This is a genomic window from Marinobacter sp. ELB17 (assembly GCF_000169375.1).
GTDB lineage: Bacteria > Pseudomonadota > Gammaproteobacteria > Pseudomonadales > Oleiphilaceae > Marinobacter.
Window position 1 is genome coordinate 277,610 of record NZ_AAXY01000003.1, and the last position, 20,072, is coordinate 297,681.

Below are 20,072 nucleotides of genomic sequence, written 5' to 3' on the forward strand. Positions count from 1 at the left end.
CATGGCAAGGCCCAACAGGTCAGTCGATCGTGACAACAATACCGCCAGCCGCGTCGGCATCTTCCTGATCGTGTGTTACCAGCACCGCAGGCACATTCTGTTGCTGCAGGTGCTCAAAAACGACAGCGCGCAATTCTCGCCGCAAGGGCGCATCCAGCTTGGAAAAGGGCTCATCCAGCAGGATTGCCCGGGGGCGGGAAAGGATCAGCCGAACCAGCGCGACTCGCGCCCGCTGTCCACCTGAAAGCGTCTCAGGGTCGCGATGTCCGAACCCTGCCAGGCCAACGCTGTCAAGCGCGTTTTCTACCCGCTCGGCTACGTCGTCTTTTCCACCACGAGCGCCAAATCTTACGTTGCCGGCAATGGACAAATGCGGAAACAGCAACGGGTCCTGGAACAGCAGACCAACCCCGGTCTTTTCTGCCGGTCGGCCGGTAATATCCTCACCATCCAGAATGGCCCGGCCGGTCGCGTGAAAGCTTGGCGACATGAAGCCGGCAATCCAGGCCAGCAGCGTCGACTTGCCAGAGCCGGAGGGACCCATGACGGTCAGCACTCCGCCGGGACTGATGGTTTCGTTCAGATGAAGCAGATGGTGCCCATGTAGCTCCAGGGCAACGTCTTGCAGTTGTAAGCAGCCAGCCTCAGCTAAAGGGCCTGCATGCCCCGACGTTCTTTCCATAATAACCTCGGAATCAGAAGTGCCAGCAGAAAGCCGATGAAAGGTGTGATGGCCTGCACCATGGCCCAGACCCCAATAAGGCGGCGATCCCCGCCCGATGACAGTGCCACCGCCTCCGTCGTCACCGTGACGATGCGCCCACCCCCCAGCATCTGGGTAGGCAGGTAAAGACTGACGCTGATCGCCACGCCCAGAGCCATCGCGGTCAGCACCGGCCTCAGCATCATCGGCAATCGAATGCGCCAGAAAGCCTGATTGACCGAGAGCCCCAACGATCGGCCCAGAATGACCCACCGGAAATCAAAGTGACGGTAGGGCTCCACCAGCGTCAGATACACGTAAGGCAACACGAAAAGCAGGTGGGCCCAGACCACCACCCAGAGCGCCGGAGCCTGCCCCGCCATCTGGCTTAGCACGGTAATGCCGGACAGAAAGCCCACCTGCGGCACCAGCAAGGGTAGATAGAGCAACCAGAGCGCACGGGTAGCCGGTCGGTTCCGGCGCTGCTCATGCTCCAGCGCAGCGAGCACCATGGCCACCGCCAGCACAGATGCCGCCGTCGCAATGACCATGGTCATCCAGAACGGCCGGGCTAAATCCGGCAGTGCCTGCAGCCAGTGGCTCAGGGTCATGGACCCTGGCCAGGCGTCGGGAAAACGCCAGAAGCCGGCGACGGAGTTGAGCGCGAGGGCGAACAGTCCCAGCACCGGCAACAGCGTTGCAATCAACATGAGTCCCCGCCCGGCCAGCCATAACGTGCCGTCAAATCGTTGCCGGTTGCCGCCGGCTACCCAGGCATCGAAACCCGTGCCAATCAGTTTCTCCAGCCCCCACCAGACTGACAGCGCCGATGCGGTCACCAGAAGCTGAAGCAACGCTCCAGCCGAGGCCAGAAAACGGCGGGAAAGGTCCGGATCATTGAACCAGTGCACCACCTGAACACTCAGGGTGGAAGGTAGATTGGGCCCCAGAATCATCGCCACATCCACCGTGGACGTGGCAAACGCCAGCACCGCATACACCGGCAGGCGGATCAGCGGGTACAGCGCAGGGGCCACCGTTTTGAACCAGGCAACCCGCGGCAGGTAACCAAGGGAACGTGCCAGCATGACTCGCTGACCTGCATTGAGCTGGGGCAAGCCGGCCAAGCTGACCAGCAGCAGGAAAGGAATTTCCTTGACCACCAGGCCGCTGATCAGAGACACGCCGAAAGGATCGCTCAGCAACAGCCAATCCGGTGGTCGCTCAAACCCGGTCAATGACGGGGACAGCCAACGCAACAGCAAGCCGGACGGCGCAATCAGAAAGGCAAACCCGAACGCCGCAGCGGCGTGGGGAATCGACAACAGGGGAGAAATCAGCCGCTGGATCCAGCGATCAAACCGGGTATTGGCAATGGTCGACAGAAACAGGAAGACTATGATCAGCGCCAGGCCGGTCGCCAACAGGCCACTACTAAAACTCACGGCAACCGACCGCAGGATGCCGGGCGTTGCCGCCAGCTCAAGCCACGGACGAAACGACCAATCATCGCCCCCGAGTACAGGCAGGTAGCCAAAAGCCGGTGGCACGATAAACAAGGTGCCTCCTACCACCGGCAAGACCAGACTGAGAACAATAATCCAGGGTGCAAGGCGCAGCATTGGCAAGCTCAGGTCATCATCAAATGGGGTCAGTTGCCGCTGTATCGCTCAAGCCAGGCGGTTTCCAGGGCCTCAACCCAGCTGGAATGAGGTTCCTCCACGACCTGCTGGAGCTCTGCCGGTGTCACTCCGCCCTTAGGCGACGGTAATGCTTCGAACAGGGCTTTCTGCTCGGCGCCCAGTTGATCCATGGACAGCACAGTCAGGAAGCCCCAGTTGTCCGGATGCTGCGCGTAGGCTTGGGCCTCCGGGGACAGCAGAAAATTCGCCACCACCATGGCGGCTGACTTATGCTGCGCGTTGAAGGGTATGGCAAGAAAGCTGACGTTGCCGATGGTGCCCCCGTCCAGCACATAGCTCTCCACCGTTGGCGGCAGCTCGTTGTTGGCGATGGCGGCTGGCACCTCGGCGGGCCAGAAGGAGAAAGCCAAGCTGAGCTCGCCATCCCCCATCAGGCGACGCAGGGACGGGCCATTGTCGGGAAAATTACGGGCGGATCGCCACAGGTGTGGGTGAAGCTGGTCCAGAAAATTCCAGAGTGGCGCTGTAACCGCCTCGAAATCTGCCTCGGCAACCGGTCCATAAAGCGCGTCCCCATCGTCTGTGAGCTCAATTAAAGCCTGTTTCAGGAACGTGGTGCCCAGAAACTGAGGCGGCTTGGGATAGGAAAACTCACCGGGATTTTCCTGCGCCCATTCAAGCAGCTCAGGCATTGAGCCCGGAGGGTTGTCAGTCAGCGATTTGTCGTAGTAGAACACCACCTGCGCCTTGCCCCAGGGCGCCTCCATGCCCTCCACCGGCACGGTAAAGTCGATCGTTACTGCGGGGTTGTTTTCGGGGTCTGTCAGGCTGAAGTTCGGCAGTTGCCCGACCCAGGGGCCAAACAGCAGGCCAGCCTCCTTAAGCATTGCGAAGTTCTCGCCGTTGATCCAGATCAGGTCAACAGCGCCTTCGGAGGTGTTACCCCCCTGCTTTTCCGCAACGACCCGAGAAACGGCCTCGGCGGTATCACCCAGTTTCACGTGGACAAGGTCGATACCGTAACGTTCCTCGACCTGCCCCGCGGCCCAGCGGATGGTGTTATTGGTGTTCGATTCTCCGCCCCACGCGTTGAAATAGACCGTTTGTCCGCGCGCTTGCCCAACGATGGCCGGCCATTCATCGGATATTGCGGCATGGCTGCCCAGCGGCAGCGCCAGGCTCACGGATAACGCCAGTAAAGTAGACTTCATCAGGACCTCTGTTTGTCGTTGTCGTTGTTACTTGGTTAAAAGCCGTGCAGGCCACCGCCTAAGCCAGCAGCCGGTCCAGTTCATCGAATTCCGATACGATGGCGTCAATGACCGCTGGTTCCAGGTAATGGTTCGCCCGGTCCCGCACATGGGCATTGAGGGCATCTTCATTATTGGATTCAGACCAGTTCTGGCCCCTGTCCGGCCCGGATGTATCCCCGGACAATGCCAGCCACTTTGCGCACCAGGTCGTTGACCACAACCACATGAGTCGGCGAAGCGGCACATGCCAGCGGCGGTGATCGGCTCCCCTGACACCAAAAGCCTGCTCCCACGACTGATACGCATAGGCGATGTCGTCGACCGTCAGAACGGCGTAAGAGTTCATGTCCCAGGTGGTCGAGGTGTACAGGGTACTATGGGCCAGGTCGAAGCCCGGGTAGCTGATGCGACACTTTTCAAGGTCCACCATCCAGGCGGCGCCTTGTTTGTCGACCAGAAAGTTGCCGGGGTGGGCATCAAAGGTGATCAGGCTTTCTGGCGGTCGCTCATCCAGGCCGACCAGTCTGGTGGCGATCTCAAGCTGCCCCTGCACCCGGGCCTGAACGTCGGCGGACACCCCGGCGCGCGCCAGGAATTCCGCCTGGCTCCGGATTTCCTGAATCATGCTGACCAACGGATCTTCAGGAAGGCTCAGGCGCCGGTGACTCGCTTGCGGCACATCAACACGATGTATCCTCGCCAATGACAGGCTCAGAGGCGTCAAATGCTCAGGCAACGCCAATGGCACACCCTCCACATAATCCAGCACCAGAGCACCCCGGGGCAGCGCCGGGCTGACCGGTAACACCTGATGCAATGCTGGGGTCACCAAAGAGGGCGCCGCCGCCTGAAAACAACTTGCTTCGTGGGCCAGATGCGGTTCCGGGTCCAGGCCCACCTGGCTTTGTTTGGGAATACGCAGTAACTGGCCGCTGTCGCCAAGACGCACATGGGCGTGGGCCAACCCGGTGTCCGGGAGGAAGCGCAGGGATTGTCCGCGCCAAACGGTGTCCGCAAGGCGCTTTTCAAGGCCCGTTTCCGATACGCCGAGGGCGTGGAACAGTCCGCTTTGCCCGTGGTTCAGATTCCGGGTCATGATACTGCCACGACGCCATGTCGGCTGGCACGCCGCTGATTGCGCAGATCATCCAGCACCGGGCCGAGCACCTGGGCGAAATAGCGGTCACAGCCGATACAGAGATTTTGATAGGGCGAACCATCCGGCATTTCTGTGCGGGAAGCCTCAACAAAACGGTCAACGCTCCAGCCTTCGGTGATGCCCATACGCTCCGGCTTGCCGGCGTTGATTGCCTCCAGGGCGGGATGGCCTTTGAGGCTGTCGAGTATGTCGTATAAAGGTTCTTCCACCAGGTTGCCGATGGGGCTTTTGGTCTTCAGGCAACAGGGGTAAACATCCCCGGTGGGATCAATGGACACTTCGGAACCGGAACGGCCATATTCAAGAAAGTTGAGGCCGCCGGACCAGGCATTGCAGAAATTGTCGGTGAAGTTGGCCTTGGACAGACTGTTTTCCCAGGCTCGCCCCCGGGGCCAGAGTTTTCCGATCCAGGCATCATCGGTGGCGCCAAACGCGCTGTAAACGGGGCCTTCCTCGTCCATCCACTCACGATGGTCGGACTTCAGGCCCGAGCGGTGCATACCCGCTGCCTCGAATTCGCGGATAAGGAAGTCCAGCAGCGTGTCCTTGCGATCGCCTGCCATACCCACGTGATAGTCGTCGAGGCCGGACACCGAGATCATCCATACACCCCGGTCCAGGAGTTCACGAATGATTTTCGGCGTCAGCAGGTCTCCGGTAGTCTGAACCACAATGTTTACGCCGCCACGGTGCTGGCAGCGGTCGGTGATTCTTTCGAGGGCCGGGTAAAGCAGACGCTCCCGCACCGGGTCGGTAAGCACATCGCCGCCGGAGAGAATAATGCGGCTGCGCCGCCTGGGAATCGTGCCGTCAGGCATTGGGTTGCGCCAATCCTCATAGGCTATCTCCCGGGGAAGATGGTCCACAATCTGAGGCATGTTGCGCTCGGCCTCTTGCAGAACATCCTCCAGCTCGTCTCGAACGTAGGGGCGGAAGCGGGTTTCGTAGCAGTGTTTGCAACGTCGGTGACAATGCCAACAGAGGACGTAATAGATGGATTCCACGGTCTTCAATCCTTGCTTGGTCAGAAAATTCGGCAACTTCAGCCTTCAGGACACAAGATTTTGATGAAAGTTACAGAAACCCCCGAAAATAATGGAAACGTCCTCAATGCGTTGGCACGTTACCAACATCGCATCCCACATGCTCAATCCCGTGTTGACGGACACGGTGCCCCACAGTGTGCTCAGGCTGGTCGAGGCACTGCTGAATCGGACCGTCAGCACTTCTGAGTCAAACTCCGGCCTGCGTCTGAATATTCCGAATCCAGTGCCTCAGTATCATCCGGTCTTGTCGATAACCTCGGACCAGTCCTTGATCACTGCATCAATATTACCGTCGTGCGTTCGCATCAGTTCACTGAACTGATTGCGATAGGTGAGGCCGAGATTGACGCCGTTGAAGATGAGGTTGCGGACCTGCCACTTGCCGCTATCAGCGGCTATTGAAAACGAGATTTCGAAACTGGCGCCTTCGGCAGTCTGCACCACTGCAGGAACCTGCACCCGCACATCGTCGCCGCGAACTTCTCCCACAGCCAGCGAATAGCTCCTGAGATCGGCCAGCGAACGTGCCAGAAGCTCGCCGAGCGACTTGCGGAAAACTCTGGAAAACGCTTCTTTCTGGCCCTCACTGAACTGATTGTGATATTTCCCGGCCACGCCTCTGCTGATAGTCGGCCAGGCCACCGCGTCAGCCATGATGCTGTCTATCTCCGGAAACAGCTCTCTCCAGGTACCAGCTGCGTCGGCATGCTCATCTTGGTGGGTTCGCGCCTTGTCGAGCAGGTCCTGTGCAACGCGCTGGACAAAATCCGCAGCGCCCTCAGTTACCGCGCCGGCAGAGCTGCCGGCCATCAGCAAGGCTGCGAGTATCAGGTGCCTGAGTGAAGTCCAGATCATGTCATGTAGCCTTGTTTCAGACTGTCTGTTGCAATGCATACGCACCTCCAGCACGTTTATCGGTAAGAATGAGTATGGCCGGCAGCAGCGCAAGGTTTGCCACCAGAGCGAGCCCCATGGCAATTGCCGCCAGTGCGCCAAAGTAGACCGTCGGCATGAAGCGTGACAACAGCAGCACAGAGAATCCAGTAATGACGATCAGTGACGTGAAGTACAGCGCCTTGCCAATACTGTCATGAGAAGCCAGCACAGCCTCACGCGAGGACAGGCCCTGCTGGCGCTCATTTTCATAGTGGTGGAGATAGTGGATAGCATCATCGACGCCGATACCAATGACGATTGCGGCGATGGTGATCGTCATCATATCAAGCGGAATACCCAGAAAGCCCATGACCGCCAGTATGCCTACCGCAGCGAGCGCGTTCGGAAACACGCCAACGATACCCAGATATGGAGATCTCAGCAGCAGCGCAAACATGATAAAGGTCGCCAGCACGACAAAACCAAGCGTCGACAGTTGGGAAGACAATAACTGGGTCAGCATGCCGTTGAAGAGCACGGCGACTCCAGTTATCCGTATCTCGTCAGGTGCGAACCCAACAGTATCCACCGCAAAACGCTCGATATCGCCAATCAGTGAATCAAGGTCGTACTGCTCACCGGTTTCATGAAGCCGCGAAGATATCCGTACTTCGCCAGTAGAAGGCGACGCATAAGGATCGATGAAAGCCGCACGGACAGATTCGGGCACCGCACCAAGTATGGCTGTCAGCTGCAGATAGGACAGCGGCTGATCCTCGTTGAAGCCACGGCCAACTCGCTCCAGGCTGGCCAGCGAGACGCTCTTTCCGACGGCCTCCCTGCCGTTCAGATACTGTTGTAGCTTATCGATTTTCGCTATCTTCTGGGGAGAGAACCAGAAGCGCTCCGGGAAGCTATCGGGCTTCGCATCTGATTCGGCAGCAAAATCATCAGCAAAGGGATCATTCTCAGCCGCCGGGGCGAGCGCCTGGAACGGATCGAATTTGAGCACAATGTCGATCGGAATGGTGCCGCCAAGCTCTCTGTCGATGAAATCCAGCCCCTGGCGGATCTCTGTATCGGCCCTGAAGTATTCGACGATCCGGTTGCCGAGCGTCAGTGAAGCCAGACCTGGAACCAAGACGACCGCCAGCACGAACGTAGCCGCAATCACGCGCCACGGGTAACGGGTGACTACTGCGGAGAACCAGGCGGTGAGGCCGGGGGTGGACATGACCGATTCGCAGGACTCGTTTTTCGGCAGGAGTACCAGCACGCTGGCAAAGAAGCTGTAGGTGATCAGCAGCGAGATCGTAATGCCGATGCACATGATCCAGCCGAAATCGATGACCGGTACGATGTCACTGGTCAGCAATGAGGCGAAGGCGACCATTGTGGTGAGCGCAGTGTAGAGGCAGGGCATAAACTTGGAGCGCATCGTCTCGAACACGATAGAACACTGCGACTCTATCTCGGGGCGAGCATAGACCCCCCGGTAGCGATTGATAAGGTGCACGGTAAAGGAAATCGTGATTATGGAGATGAGTGCAACGAAGCTCGACGAAATGGTTGTTGCTGGCTGACCTATGGTCGCCAGCACGCCAGTGGTGATGAGTAGCGTGACCGAGGTCGTTGCCAGCGGAATCAGAACCCAGCGTAATCGTCTGAAAAACAGATACAGTGCACCAGCCAGCAACAGCAATATGACACCGCCAAACGCCGCCATGTCTTCCTTGACGAAAGTCACCATGTCCGCCCTGACCATTGGCACACCGCCAAGGTAGAGTCTGGCATGCCCGGCATAGTGCTGGCGGATCGTCCGCACGGCTTCGATGACGCCGGCTTCAAGCGCCGCCGCCCTGTCCTTGGCTGCTGCATCCAGAGCCTGGCCAGAGTCAGCAATATCTATCCGCACGGCAGTGCTGGTGCCGTCAGCAGATACGAGCAGCTCACTGAAGAGTGCGCTCGAGGTCAACTCCTGTCGCGCCAGATTCAGATCGACATCATCCGAGGCTAGTGTGCGGAACTTGCCGTCGGCAAGATCATCGAGCGGTATCGGCGGGGAGCGCAACAGTGGCGCATCGAAAAGCGAGGCGACATGGCTGACGTCCGGCACCGCCACGAGCTCGTCAACGATCGATCTGAGTAGTTCGAGACCTCGTGGCGAGAACAGCTCATAATCCTCCGGCGTAACGGTGAGCACCAGAAAACTTACGTCACCGAAAGTTTGGGTGATCTTGTTGTAGTACTGAAGTTCGGGATCGCTGCGCGCGATCAGGGTGTCGGCCGAGGCGTCGAAGCGGAAACTCTGAACAGCGTACAGTGCCCACACGCACACTGCGATCAAGACGCCGATGATCAGCAGCGGCTGCTCGAGACAGCGGCGGTAAATGAGGCTCAGTCCAAATATTCTGAAAGTCATGACGCCCGTCCTGTATGGCTAGCGTTGCAGCAACTAGAAGTCATCGTTGAGAAAGGGATCGGCCTGGACCTCGCCATCGTTGATGACGTGGCGACGCTGCTGCAGGTAGGCGTTGCGGATGAACACATACTTGTCCCCGACAATCAGATTCTCGCCGGGTATCAGATCAGCGCGCTGGTCGACGATTTCAAGGCCTAAAGCATAAAATACTTCTGGCGACTCCAGTCGGTTGACCGGATTGATTAAGCCGTCCGGTATGTAGCCAAGCGCATCGGTCACCGTCGCTGGCCCCAGTAGAGGCAGCATCAGATAGTTGCCCTCGGGAGCTCCCCAGTATACGAGGGTCTGGCCGAAGTCTTCACGCTGCCTTGGAATGCCCCATTTGGTCGCGACATCAAAAATGCCGCCGAGCCCGAAAATGGTGTTGAACATGATGCGCGTAGTCGTTTCGGCTGCCCGTTCATGCTTGAGCTGGAGAATTGTGTTTGCGAGCGACACCACGTCGCCAATGTTGCGGAAGACATTGCTTACCGAGCGGTTGACGAAATCTGGTGTGACCGTGCGGTAGCTAGACGCGACGGGCCGAAGGAACCAGATATCGACGAAGTCGTTGAAAGCATAAATCGACCTGTTGAAGGACTCCCAGGGGTCCTGCTCGATCGGTGCGCTGTTAGCCGCGGCCGGTCGCGCCGTAGTGTCTCTTTCCACGGCGCAGGCAAGGCTGCTGGCACAGATGGCAGCCGTCAGCAGCAGTCTGCCTGCCGATTTTGTCACTCTGCTGGATCTGGACAGGCTTGCGTATGTCATCAATCAAATTCCTGTGTTTGGCGGCCAGTTGGCGCCAGCTATAATTGAAAAACCGGCCGCCATCGCTGGCATACCGGTGTCGTGCGCCAGTGCAGACCTGGATCAGGATGCGGCTATTGACGTATCCCTTCGCAAGATATATCCATTTCAACGTTCTGTGAAGCAGGGCCGAGGTCCTTCGGTATGCCGAAGTCGCTGAGGGCGAAGGAGGTGGTGCCTTCAAACCCTGGCGATACCCGCCCCATGGGTCCTTGCCGCCACCAATTCGTTTGGCGCCTATCACCACCGGCTGACTTCCCTCACCCTCCCTCACTGCCAAATTGCCTCAGATTCACCCTGATGTGATGCAATTCCCCAGCAGTCGTGCCAACAGGTCATCATCCACCGCATCCTCGCTGAGGTAACTGTTCTCGACGTCCCGCTCCAGCAGCCCCTGCCGTTCCAGAAAACGGAGATACAGGAAGCAGGCGTTCATCTTGCCGACACCATCGTCCAGCACCTGTTGCCGGAAAGCGGCGCTGAAATGCCGCGCACAAGCCGTTTCATCCCTCTGGTTTAACGCCGAGGAGCGAGCCGGCGAAGGCGCAGGCGAACCAGACCCAGGCATGCAGGCTGGCAGAGGCAATGCCGGAAAACAGCGCACCGATGTTGCAACCGAAGCCCAGACGGGCACCATAACCCAGCAACAAACCACCCACTACGGCGGCCAGAAATGGCCGACCTTCCGGACGGTTCCTGCTGGCTTCATTAAAACGGTTAGCCAGACCTGCCGCCAGCATGGCACCAAGCAACAAACCAAAATTCATGACAGAGGTGATGTGAGTCAGTACTGAGTTCTTCAGTGCCGCGGCGGGATAACGCCATTGCCAGAATTCAAACTGGGACATGTCCACGCCCACAGCCTCCAGCATTTTTGCACCCCAGACATTGAAAGCAAAGGTAATACCCCAGGGCGAGCCGCCAATTGCCAGAGTCAAGGCATTTCCAATCGCCAGAATGCCGATCGCCCAGGACTCCGAGAGTTCGAACCAGTGGCACGGGGTCGAAGCTCGGCTGACTGAACCACCAGGGTCACAACCATCCGGATATTACCCGCGCCCACGGTGAAAAGGGTACCGGAGCCGCAGCCACCGCCCAGTTGCATGCCCATACCGAACAAGAAAGAACCGACCACCAGGGAAGTACTAATTGGCGCCACCGCACCCACCATGCCTTCCTGGCCACTGTGCAGCATGGGCACCATGATCAGTGAGGTGACGCCGAACAGCAGCAACTGGGCACGCATGCCGGCACCGCGCTTTTTGACCACAAGGTTGCGCCAACCGGCAGTGAAGCCAAAAGCTCCGTGATAGAGCGCCATGCCAAGCACTGTGCCCACCACAAACAGTGCCACCATGAATGGCGCCGTTTCCAGCCAGATCAGCCCACCCAATAGGGCAAGGCCAACCAGGGCGGTTGATACAATAAAGCGGTCCACCTGCCAGCCCGGTTGTTGAAGACCCGACTGCAGAACTGCGGAATCAGTCATTGCTTCCCCACTCAGTTAAACCAGTCCAGGACTTTACCCAATCCTTTTTTGGCAACCTGGAGCGGACGGCTGCTGTCCTGGGACCACTCCGCCATGGAGCCGTCATAAAGCGCAACCTCTTCAAACCCCGCCAGCTCACTCAGCACAAACCAGTCCGTGGCGGCCCAGTGGCCGGTATTGCAGAAGGAAATGGTGCGGGTAGCGGGGTTCAGTTCGGCCTGGTTTACCCGTTCGGTGATACCGGCCTGGTTGAGATATCAGACTTGACCGCGTTCACCCAAAAAATCCGCATGGGGCAGGCTTCGTGCACCGGGAATCGTGCCCGGCGCCCTGGCTGCTGGCAACTGGTTCTCGCCCCGGAAATAATCCGAAGGGCGCGCATCCACCAGCTGAGCCTGAGTACCACGGGCCGCCTCTACTTCTTCCAGTGACGCGATCAAATTCTGCTGGAGTGAACCCCTGAACTCGGTAACGGCGCGCCGGTCACCTTCGCCGCTGGCAATCTCGAGCCCCTCGGCCTGCCAGCCGGCAAAACCGCCATTGAGGATGGTCACGTCATCGTGGCCCAACACCCGGAAGGTCCAGTATACCCGGGCGGCACTGCCGAAATCCGTCGCACCCGTACCGGCAGGCACAATCACAACGGTATTGTCATTACTGATCCCCAGCCCGCCAATCAGGCGTTCCAGGCTGGTGACAGGAGGCAAAAGCCCGACAATGCCGTCCCTGCTCTCGCGCCATCCATCCCCGGTGTAGCTGCTGTATATGGCTCCGGGAATGTGGGCTTTCTGAAAGCTGCTGCGGTCACCTCCGTTATTGATGCCGGAACGAACGTCCAGCACCGCCAGTTTATCCCGATTGAGGTTAGCATCCAGCCAGCTGGCATCCACTAGAGGCGGAGTTCTGTCGCTTTCAGCCATTGCCAGCGAACTGGCGGAAAAGGCCAAAACCATCACCAAAATCCGAACCATGGCGCTGCTCCTTTGCTGATAATTCTTGAACGACCGTTATGGTTTTAATCCTACGGAATGCATAGGCTCATTTGGATAGCGTTTTGTTATAAGGAAATTTCTGGGCTTTTTCATGGGCAGTTTTTGACAATCAATGACTAACGGAATTCGGGAAAGTTAGCTCGCAGGTTCAGGGCCCAGTCGTAGTCGATGAACTTTATACTCGATGTTCCAACAACCCCTTCCACCACTGCAGAATCCGCCCATTCCTCAATAAAGGCCTTTGTAGAACCGGATGCCTCGTTAAAATCGTCTTCATACCACTTGAACAATTCCGTCACGTAGAGGGTATCGCCTTGCATCTTCAGGTGGCGGTCGGTATTCAATGCACGCCGGGTGTTCTCGGCCAGCAAGCGCTCAAGGTTGTCAGCAGTATAGAGCGTGTCCCGCAGGGGCGGGCATCCAACAGAGGCACAGTTCACCGTAAAGTGAACCCGCGCATCCTTCCAGCCCCGGGATTGATAATTCTTTCCCAGCAAAACGCCTTTTTCGATCTGGCTCAGGCTGAAGCGCACCCCACCAATCACAAAGTTCTCCCGCTCAAAGACACTGTCGACAAACGGATTTACCCGACCGCCGTAATCCCAGACGGATGAAACAAGCTGGCCATCCGGCCGTTCGGTAAGAATCTGTTCGAGCATGAAAAAATTGTAGGCATTCACCCAAAAGGCTACGGACTCTTTTTGAGCCTCCAGGGTTCCGGTATCAAATTCCGCCAGAGCTTTGCGCTGCTGTTCCAGCGTCTGCGCCAAATCTGTGTCCGTCAATGCGGCCTGGTAATCAAAAGCAGAGACCAGCCCGTTACCAAGCAGTGTCTGTTCAATAAGGTAGTTGGATAACAGGCTTTGGTAGGGTTTGTAGAGGCCGGGATTGATATCCGCCCATACCAGGCCCGGCAATAAAACCCATGCAAGAAAGCCTGTCACTAATCGATATCCACGCATAATCACTCCCAAGTCAGTTTCGTCAGTAATACTTCAGAATCATGGCTACAGACAAAGACAACGCCGCTCTGTTACACACGCGGTGCTCAAAACCTCAGGCCTGAGTATCCAGATGCAAAAAACGAGACAGTCGGGAGTGGGGGCGCCTGCTGAGATACAGCGGCAGTGTGCTCATGACGACCAGAATGACGACAGCGGCCACTACGGTCAGCAAAGGGCTCAGCTCAAAGCTGTGACCCAGTCCGGCAAAAACGAAGGTCATGGGCAGCATGCCAAGAGTGGTCGCGAGCGCATAACGCCAAAACGAGATTGCCGTCACACCGGCTGCATAACTGATCAGCGCAAACGAAAACAGCGGAATCAGGCGCGTCAGCGTCACCGCCATGAACAGAAAACGCTGGGAACCGGTGGCTGAAAATACCGGGTTATCGCCCAGTTTGCGCCGAACCGCCTCACGCCCCAGTACCCGCGCCAGATAAAAAGCAATTATAGACCCGGCGAGGGCACCCGACACTGAAATCGCAGTTCCGGTGAACACTCCGTAAACGAGCCCTGAAGCAGCACTGATAGGCAGTGTCGGAATCGGTCCGACAACTACCGCGAGGATCATCAACAGCATCAGCAACAATGGCCCGGACATGCCCTGCTGGTTAAGCCACTCAGCCAACGCTTCTGGCGCCAGACTAACAGGCATACCCAGTTGACGAAGAAGCAGCCAAATAGCCCCCATCACGAGTGCGACTATGATCAGAAAAGTGAGCCGGAAAGCCCATTGTGAACGGTTCATCAGAGTATTCTACCGGCCACGTTGAAGGCGGGAAGGGTTTTTTCGAATTTTCAACTGCGTCATCACGGTACTTGTTACTGAGCGATCATTCAATCTGCCCGCTATGCCGAGGCTGGCGGTGCGGAGCTGGCCAAGCATATGGCTGGCTCCGATTCCATTCTGGCCGGGCTTAAAGGCTACCATTGCAGAGCGAAACCTCTCTGCTTGGGATCGGAAGGCGTTAGGCGACAATATGGCGCATATTCTTGATGCTTACTGACCCGCCACGAGATCCGACTGGCGTCAGTCGCGGGTAGACGGGCAAGGCGCGCCACAGGGCGCACAGGCTGAGTCGTCTTTCTGCGACAGCGCGGTTTGCACATTGCCCTGGCCTGAGTTGAACGCAAACGTCGGGCTATTCAAGTGGTCGATGACAATCAGTATCAAAATGGCACCCAATAACGCCAGAACACGACCTTTACGGTAAGCTGGATTCATAACTGTGCTCCCGTTGTCAGTTCGGCAGGCGGAACCAGGGCCGCAGGCGAATACCAATGTAAGACCCACCAAACGCGCAGGCAAACCAGATCCAGGCGTGCAGGCTGGCCGAACCAATACCTGAGAAGAGCGCACCGATATTGCAGCCAAAACCTAAGCGAGCACCGTAGCCCAGCAACAGGCCGCCCACCACCGCCGCCAGAAACGGGCGACCTTGCAGCTTGTTGCGACTGGCTTCGTTGAAACGATTAGCCAACCCTGCGGCCAGCATGGCGCCCAATAGCAGGCCAAAATTCATCACCGATGGAATGTTGGTGAGCAGCGAATCTTTCAAAGCCATGGCCGGGTATTCCCACTGCCAGAACTCAAACTGACCCATGTCAACGCCGACGGCTTGCAGTGCTTTAGCGCCCCATACGTTGAACGCAAAGGTGATGCTCCAGGGCGCCCCACCGATGGCCAGGGTAAGAATATTACCGGCGGCTAGAATCAGAATGGCCCAGGTGAACGGCCAACGGCCGGTTACCAGCGTGCGCCAGAAACCCTGACCTTTCTGTTTCCACAACAGCTCATCGCTGGCCACCTGGCCGTGGGCTTTGCGCTCAATGCGACTGACCCAGCGAGCAATCAATAGCAAGCCGACCAACTGCAGCACTATGGCGCCGGTAACGCCAAAACTCGCGACCAGCGGCACCGGGTCAAACCCGGGCTGATCCAGCCACCAGGGCAAGTGGATAGAACCCAGCACCGTACCGATGATGAAGAACACCAGGGTGATGATCATCCGCAGATTGCCCGCGCCTACAGTGAACAAGGTGCCAGAGCCACAGCCGCCACCCAGCTGCATGCCCAAACCAAACATAAAGGAACCCACCACCAGTGAGGTGCCCACTGGCGCCACCGCTCCAATCAAACCGGGTTGACCGCTGTAAAGCAGCGGCACCATCACAATGGAGGTCACCCCAAACAGCAGCAACTGAGCCCGCATGCCGGCGCCGCGCTTGTGCACAACAAGATTGCGCCATCCGGCGGTAAAACCAAACGCACCGTGGTACAGCGCGATACCCAGCACCGTACCAATCGCAAACAGCGCCACCATGAACGGTGCGGTTTCAAGCCAGATTAGTCCACCCAGAAGAGCAAAACCGACCAGCGCTGTTACTACAACAAAACGATCTACCTGCCAGGGCGATTGAATCGCCGAAGTGGGGGCAGCAACTTCACTCATGCCATTCTCTCTTGCTGTCTAAAACATCACACGGAATCAATTAAATACGTCGAGCAGTTTCGCTAAACCTTTCTTCTCCGCCTGCATCGGCCGATCGCTGTCTTGAGACCACTCTGCCATGGAGCCGTCGTACAGCGCCACTTCGTCAAATCCGGCCAGTTCACTCAGCACAAACCAGTCGGTGGCGGCCCAGTGGGCGGTGTTGCAGAAGGCAATAGCGCGCTTGTCGCGATCCAGACTGGTGCTTTGCAGCTGGCCGGCAATGGTGTCGGAGTTCAGGTACCAGGCTTTGCCCTGCTGGCTGAGAAAGTTTTGATGGGGAAGGTTCATCGCACCAGGAATGGTGCCAGCAGCTTTGGCCGCCGATGATTTTTCCTTACCGGTAAAATAGTCCGCCGGGCGGGCGTCTACCAGCTGGCCTTGATTCTGGCGAGCGTCGTCCACTTCCTCAAGCGTGGCGAGCAGCTTTGGTTGTAGCTCGCCTTTGAAAGCACCGAAAGGACGCTGGGCACCTTCACCACTGGCCACTTCAAATCCGGCCTCATTCCAGCCGGCGAAGCCGCCGTTCAAAATGGTCACCGCATCGTGGCCCAGTACCTTGAAAGTCCAGTACACCCGGGCAGCACTGCCAAAGTCGGTGGGGCCGGTTCCGGCTGGCACGAGTACAACCGTATCGCCATTATTGATGCCCAAGCCGCTAATCAGCCGCTCCAGGCTGGACACCGGGGGCATAACACCGGTTACGCCATCACGGCTTTCACGCCAGCCATCGTCGGTGTAGCTGCTATAAACCGAGCCAGGAATGTGAGCTTTGCGAAAAGTGCTGCGGTCGCCGCCGTTATCAATCCCGGAGCGGATATCGACAATAACCAGTTCAGACTGCTGGCGCTGCTGTTGCAGCCAGTCGGCATCCACCAGCGGAGGTAAGTCGCGGTCAGCGGCTGTTGCCAGCGAGCTGAACATAATCAGGAAGAAAACAAAAAAACGGGCCATAACACCACTCCACACAAGGGTTCTAACAGAATGTCATTATGGCTTAGTCAAAAAGTAATTAATACACGTTTATTTATTCCTTTTTAGAATAAGATAATAGTGCTTACCTTTGGCATTCGGGCAAATCCGGGTTCAGGGTATAGGTACCGGTCACTCGCGCGCTGGCCAATACGTGCCCTTTCATGGCATTACGCACGGTAGCACCGTCGAATTCTCCGCTAAGCCCCAGAGTTTCTATATCTAGGGCGTGTACCTCGTAGTGGTAATGGTGCAGCATCTCATCATTCCAGGGCGGGCACGGCCCATCATAGCCAAAGTAGGTGCCGGCCATATCCGGATTGCCTGCCAGAAACTGGGTGAAGTTGTTCACACCGCGCACGCCTACCGGGCCGCCGCCGAATTCTTTGCCCTTCGGAGTAACGCCGTCGCTGTCTTCGCCTTCCGGCAGGCAGCGCATGCGGGCAGGAATATCTATCAGCAGCCAATGGAAGAAGTCGACCCGCGAAATGTCTTTGGAGATGGTTTTACCTTCCTGATTGGCATCGTCTGCGACGCTGGGCACGTCTGGATCAAACATCACAATGGCGAAACTGCGTGTGCCGTCCGGCACTTGATCCCAAATCATTTCCGGGCTGCGATTAGCACCAAAACTCATGTGATCGTCTTCATTAAATACGCCAAAGGCAAACTTCTCTGGTGCCGGGTTACCGTCTTCAATTCCTGACACTGTCAGTTTCACGTTAAATCCTCCTTAGCCCTGACCACTTTTGGTCAGCAATTGATCGTCAACGTTTTTCACCACCATTGTGGCAGAATTCCAGCGAATCTGTGATACAAAGGCCAACCATATCGCCTATGCCTTTTTTATCAACCACTACTGCATGGAATTGTTGTCAGCCTTATGTTTAATGAAGGAGAAATTATCCACCACGTACGCGACGCCCTGGGCAGCGTGCTGGTTATCGATGAGCGCAAACACCGTATTTTGACGTTCAACTCTATTTTTGAACAAAGCAAAATAGACCGCCGCACACCCCATCTACCCGTGCACGAATACAATCGCGCCATGATGCTGCCCGCCGCCTTTCATATGCCGGCCCGGGTAACCGTTCTGGGCCTGGGTGGAGGCGCGCTGGCGAGTGCTTTTCACCATCTCAACCCCGAATGCACCGTACACGTGGTGGAACTGCGACAGATTGTGGTGGATGTGGCGCGGGAATTTTTCAGCCTGCCGCAAACCGACCGCATGCAGGTTACCGTCGCCGACGCCCGCGTTGCGCTGGAGCAACTCCCTGACGCCAGCAGCGATATGATCCTGGCTGACCTGTACAGCGCCGATCGTATGAGCCCTGCCCAGTCGCAGCGGGTTTTTATGGACAGCTGCGCCCGCGTATTAACAGACGACGGCTGGCTGGCACTGAACTACCACCGCCCACCCGTACCCAACGACGCCTGGTTCCGCCAGCTGAAGAAACACTTTCCGGTATTGCTGGTGTTCCGCAGCAAAACCAACAACACCGTGCTTTACGCCAGTAAACAGCCACTTGAAGCCATAAATGCTAAAGATCCGAAGCTGAACGTTCTGGAGCGCACGCTGCCGATTGGCTGGCGGAAACTGATGGCCAAAGTGAGCCGCCTGGAATAAAAATGAGTCGCTTGGAATAATGCGCACCGCGCCTCTGATGTCTTTACAAGTGCAATAACTCAGCAACATTGCTTACACGGTGTTAATTGTTTGCTGGCGCATGGCGCGTTAATATCGCACGCTTGCTATAGGTCTCAGTCACGACAACAAAGCGCTTTTATACGCCAGCAGCAAGAGCGCTTTGTTCTCTTTTCTGTAAAGGCCTGATGCGATGGTTGCTCCGAGAAATAAAACCAATGATAGTAGCCCCCACCACATAGTCATCGTTGGCGGCGGTGCCGGCGGCCTTGAGTTGATCACCAGCCTTGGCAACACACTGGGGAAAAAAGGCAAGGCCCGCATTACCCTGGTGGATGCCAGTCTGACACACGTCTGGAAACCTCTGCTGCACGAAGTTGCCTCGGGCTCCTTAGACGCCAATGCCAACGAAATCAATTACCGCGCCCACGCTCGCAAACATCATTACGAATTTCAGCTCGGCCGCATGAGCGGCCTGAAATGCGCCACCAAAACCCTGGTGGTTGCGCCATTTATGGGTGAAGACGGCGAAGAAGTCGTGCCCGAAAGGGAAATTGCCTACGACACGCTGGTGATTTCTGTAGGCAGTACCGCGAACGATTTTGGCACCCCCGGGGCTCAGGAAAATTGTCTGTTTCTGGACAGTCTGTTACAAGCCCGACGCTTTCATAATCTGATGTTGAACGCATTTTTGCGCAAAAACCACGAAGCTCAGCAAGGCCGCCAACACCGCCTGCACATCAACATTATTGGCGCCGGCGCTACCGGTGTGGAGTTGGCAGCCGAATTGCGCCTGGCCTCGCGCGAACTGCCGGTGTACGGCATGAACCACCTGCGCGCGTCTGACGTGTCTATTTCAGTGATTGAAGCGGCCGACCGTATTTTGCCTGCGTTGCCCACACGACTGTCTTCTGCGGCAACTCGCGAGCTGGAACATCAGCACGTAAAGGTGCTGACGGGCCAACCGGTCAGCGAAATAAAAGAAGACAGTATTGTGATGAAGGACGGCACCGAGCTTCCATCCGACATGACCATCTGGGCTGCTGGCATCAAGGCGCCGGTGTTTCTGAGTAAACTGGAAGGTCTGGAAGTGAATCGTGATAATCAATTGGTGGTGCTGCAAACCCTGCAAACCACCCATGACACAGATATTTTTGCTCTTGGCGATTGCGCCGCCTGCCCTCAACCAGGCTCGGAGCGCCCGGTACCCGCTCGCGCCCAGGCTGCACACCAGCAGGCCGACGCGCTGTTCAAAACCCTGTGCAACCGCCTGCACGGCAAAGCAGCTGTACCATTTGTGTACAACGACCACGGCTCGCTAATCAACTTTAGCCGCTACACCACCGTAGGTAACCTGATGGGTAATTTGTCGGGCCGTAGCATGTATATTGAAGGCAGGGTAGCGCGACTTTTTTACGTGTCTTTGTACCGCATGCACCAGGTGGCTGTGCACGGTTTCCTGCGTACCGGCGTTATCTGGTTGATGGACAAAATCAGCCGTGCGATGCAGCCGCGTTTGAAGCTGCACTGAAG

At 57.2% G+C, this 20,072-nt stretch carries 19 protein-coding genes and 1 pseudogene; 2 read left to right on the forward strand and 18 right to left on the reverse strand.

Translation table 11 applies throughout. The features are described 5' to 3' along the window. Positions 1-19 precede the first annotated feature (19 nt). From MELB17_RS05935 to MELB17_RS06015, 18 genes and pseudogenes are all read right to left on the reverse strand, one after another. The gene (locus MELB17_RS05935; RefSeq protein WP_007349250.1) at positions 20-682 is read right to left on the reverse strand and encodes an ATP-binding cassette domain-containing protein; all 663 of its coding nucleotides are present in this window, start codon (positions 680-682) and stop codon (positions 20-22) included. Next, a complete protein-coding gene (locus tag MELB17_RS05940; protein ID WP_007349251.1) occupies positions 649-2,325 on the reverse strand; it encodes an ABC transporter permease in 1,677 nt (558 codons plus the stop codon). The genes MELB17_RS05935 and MELB17_RS05940 overlap by 34 nt, the downstream gene beginning before the upstream one ends. Before the next feature lie 29 nt (positions 2,326-2,354). Next, on the reverse strand, positions 2,355-3,557 hold the full coding sequence (locus MELB17_RS05945) for an ABC transporter substrate-binding protein (RefSeq protein WP_007349252.1): 1,203 nt from the start codon (positions 3,555-3,557) through the stop codon (positions 2,355-2,357). A 58-nt stretch (positions 3,558-3,615) separates the two neighbouring features. Beyond that, the gene (locus tag MELB17_RS05950) at positions 3,616-4,695 is read right to left on the reverse strand and encodes a phosphotransferase (RefSeq protein WP_007349253.1); all 1,080 of its coding nucleotides are present in this window, start codon (positions 4,693-4,695) and stop codon (positions 3,616-3,618) included. Continuing rightward, complete coding sequence (locus tag MELB17_RS05955) at positions 4,692-5,762, reverse strand: radical SAM/SPASM domain-containing protein (RefSeq protein ID WP_036183669.1); 1,071 nt, start codon at positions 5,760-5,762, stop codon at positions 4,692-4,694. Before MELB17_RS05955 ends, MELB17_RS05950 begins: the two co-directional genes overlap by 4 nt. Before the next feature lie 276 nt (positions 5,763-6,038). Further along, positions 6,039-6,659 carry a phospholipid-binding protein MlaC gene (locus MELB17_RS05960; protein WP_007349256.1) on the reverse strand — a complete coding sequence of 207 codons (621 nt, stop codon included), beginning with the start codon at positions 6,657-6,659 and terminating at the stop codon, positions 6,039-6,041. Between the two features lie 16 nt (positions 6,660-6,675). Continuing rightward, positions 6,676-9,102: an efflux RND transporter permease subunit gene (locus MELB17_RS05965; protein ID WP_007349257.1), complete on the reverse strand. Its 2,427-nt coding sequence runs from the start codon at positions 9,100-9,102 to the stop codon at positions 6,676-6,678. A 33-nt stretch (positions 9,103-9,135) separates the two neighbouring features. Next, positions 9,136-9,810 (reverse strand): VacJ family lipoprotein, encoded by a 675-nt coding sequence (locus MELB17_RS05970; RefSeq protein WP_007349258.1) that lies wholly within the window; start codon positions 9,808-9,810, stop codon positions 9,136-9,138. A 430-nt stretch (positions 9,811-10,240) separates the two neighbouring features. Further along, positions 10,241-10,384, reverse strand: a complete 144-nt coding sequence (locus MELB17_RS24485; protein WP_157133249.1) for a hypothetical protein — start codon at positions 10,382-10,384, stop codon at positions 10,241-10,243. Between the two features lie 67 nt (positions 10,385-10,451). Continuing rightward, a pseudogene (locus MELB17_RS05980) lies at positions 10,452-11,437 on the reverse strand (YeeE/YedE family protein). 11 nt (positions 11,438-11,448) lie between these two features. Continuing rightward, entirely contained in the window at positions 11,449-11,676 is a 228-nt protein-coding gene (locus MELB17_RS25425) for a rhodanese-like domain-containing protein (RefSeq protein ID WP_227498820.1), read from the reverse strand. A gap of 18 nt (positions 11,677-11,694) precedes the next feature. Further along, positions 11,695-12,408, reverse strand: coding sequence for a rhodanese-like domain-containing protein (locus MELB17_RS05985; RefSeq protein WP_007349264.1), 714 nt, complete (start codon positions 12,406-12,408; stop codon positions 11,695-11,697). 137 nt (positions 12,409-12,545) lie between these two features. Continuing rightward, a complete protein-coding gene (locus MELB17_RS05990) occupies positions 12,546-13,373 on the reverse strand; it encodes a DUF547 domain-containing protein (protein ID WP_007349265.1) in 828 nt (275 codons plus the stop codon). Positions 13,374-13,485: 112 nt separating this feature from the next. Then, a complete protein-coding gene (locus MELB17_RS05995) occupies positions 13,486-14,178 on the reverse strand; it encodes a TVP38/TMEM64 family protein (protein ID WP_007349266.1) in 693 nt (230 codons plus the stop codon). Positions 14,179-14,460: 282 nt separating this feature from the next. Beyond that, a complete protein-coding gene (locus tag MELB17_RS06000) occupies positions 14,461-14,655 on the reverse strand; it encodes a hypothetical protein (RefSeq protein ID WP_007349268.1) in 195 nt (64 codons plus the stop codon). A gap of 16 nt (positions 14,656-14,671) precedes the next feature. Then, the gene (locus MELB17_RS06005; protein ID WP_007349269.1) at positions 14,672-15,883 is read right to left on the reverse strand and encodes a YeeE/YedE family protein; all 1,212 of its coding nucleotides are present in this window, start codon (positions 15,881-15,883) and stop codon (positions 14,672-14,674) included. Between the two features lie 36 nt (positions 15,884-15,919). Continuing rightward, a complete protein-coding gene (locus tag MELB17_RS06010; RefSeq protein WP_007349270.1) occupies positions 15,920-16,876 on the reverse strand; it encodes a sulfurtransferase in 957 nt (318 codons plus the stop codon). A gap of 103 nt (positions 16,877-16,979) precedes the next feature. Further along, positions 16,980-17,615: a YbhB/YbcL family Raf kinase inhibitor-like protein gene (locus MELB17_RS06015; RefSeq protein WP_007349271.1), complete on the reverse strand. Its 636-nt coding sequence runs from the start codon at positions 17,613-17,615 to the stop codon at positions 16,980-16,982. A gap of 162 nt (positions 17,616-17,777) precedes the next feature. Between MELB17_RS06015 and MELB17_RS06020 the strand changes: the two genes are divergently transcribed. Together MELB17_RS06020 and MELB17_RS06025 are read left to right on the forward strand one after the other, a co-directional pair. After that, positions 17,778-18,521 (forward strand): spermidine synthase, encoded by a 744-nt coding sequence (locus MELB17_RS06020; RefSeq protein WP_007349273.1) that lies wholly within the window; start codon positions 17,778-17,780, stop codon positions 18,519-18,521. Between the two features lie 211 nt (positions 18,522-18,732). Further along, positions 18,733-20,070 (forward strand): NAD(P)/FAD-dependent oxidoreductase, encoded by a 1,338-nt coding sequence (locus MELB17_RS06025; protein ID WP_007349274.1) that lies wholly within the window; start codon positions 18,733-18,735, stop codon positions 20,068-20,070. Positions 20,071-20,072: the final 2 nt, after the last annotated feature.

What these genes read in the sequence shown, in the direction of transcription:
- MELB17_RS06000 (WP_007349268.1), bottom strand. Translation starts at nt 14,655, where the DNA reads ATGAATCCAGCTTACCGTAAAGGTCGTGTTCTGGCGTTATTGGGTGCC.
- MELB17_RS05985 (WP_007349264.1), bottom strand. Translation starts at nt 12,408, where the DNA reads ATGGTTCGGATTTTGGTGATGGTTTTGGCCTTTTCCGCCAGTTCGCTG.
- MELB17_RS05940 (WP_007349251.1), bottom strand. Translation starts at nt 2,325, where the DNA reads ATGCTGCGCCTTGCACCCTGGATTATTGTTCTCAGTCTGGTCTTGCCG.
- MELB17_RS05960 (WP_007349256.1), bottom strand. Translation starts at nt 6,659, where the DNA reads ATGATCTGGACTTCACTCAGGCACCTGATACTCGCAGCCTTGCTGATG.
- MELB17_RS05935 (WP_007349250.1), bottom strand. Translation starts at nt 682, where the DNA reads ATGGAAAGAACGTCGGGGCATGCAGGCCCTTTAGCTGAGGCTGGCTGC.
- MELB17_RS05945 (WP_007349252.1), bottom strand. Translation starts at nt 3,557, where the DNA reads ATGAAGTCTACTTTACTGGCGTTATCCGTGAGCCTGGCGCTGCCGCTG.
- MELB17_RS05950 (WP_007349253.1), bottom strand. Translation starts at nt 4,695, where the DNA reads ATGACCCGGAATCTGAACCACGGGCAAAGCGGACTGTTCCACGCCCTC.
- MELB17_RS05995 (WP_007349266.1), bottom strand. Translation starts at nt 14,178, where the DNA reads ATGAACCGTTCACAATGGGCTTTCCGGCTCACTTTTCTGATCATAGTC.
- MELB17_RS05965 (WP_007349257.1), bottom strand. Translation starts at nt 9,102, where the DNA reads ATGACTTTCAGAATATTTGGACTGAGCCTCATTTACCGCCGCTGTCTC.
- MELB17_RS06025 (WP_007349274.1), top strand. Translation starts at nt 18,733, where the DNA reads ATGGTTGCTCCGAGAAATAAAACCAATGATAGTAGCCCCCACCACATA.
- MELB17_RS06010 (WP_007349270.1), bottom strand. Translation starts at nt 16,876, where the DNA reads ATGGCCCGTTTTTTTGTTTTCTTCCTGATTATGTTCAGCTCGCTGGCA.
- MELB17_RS06020 (WP_007349273.1), top strand. Translation starts at nt 17,778, where the DNA reads ATGTTTAATGAAGGAGAAATTATCCACCACGTACGCGACGCCCTGGGC.
- MELB17_RS24485 (WP_157133249.1), bottom strand. Translation starts at nt 10,384, where the DNA reads ATGAACGCCTGCTTCCTGTATCTCCGTTTTCTGGAACGGCAGGGGCTG.
- MELB17_RS06005 (WP_007349269.1), bottom strand. Translation starts at nt 15,883, where the DNA reads ATGAGTGAAGTTGCTGCCCCCACTTCGGCGATTCAATCGCCCTGGCAG.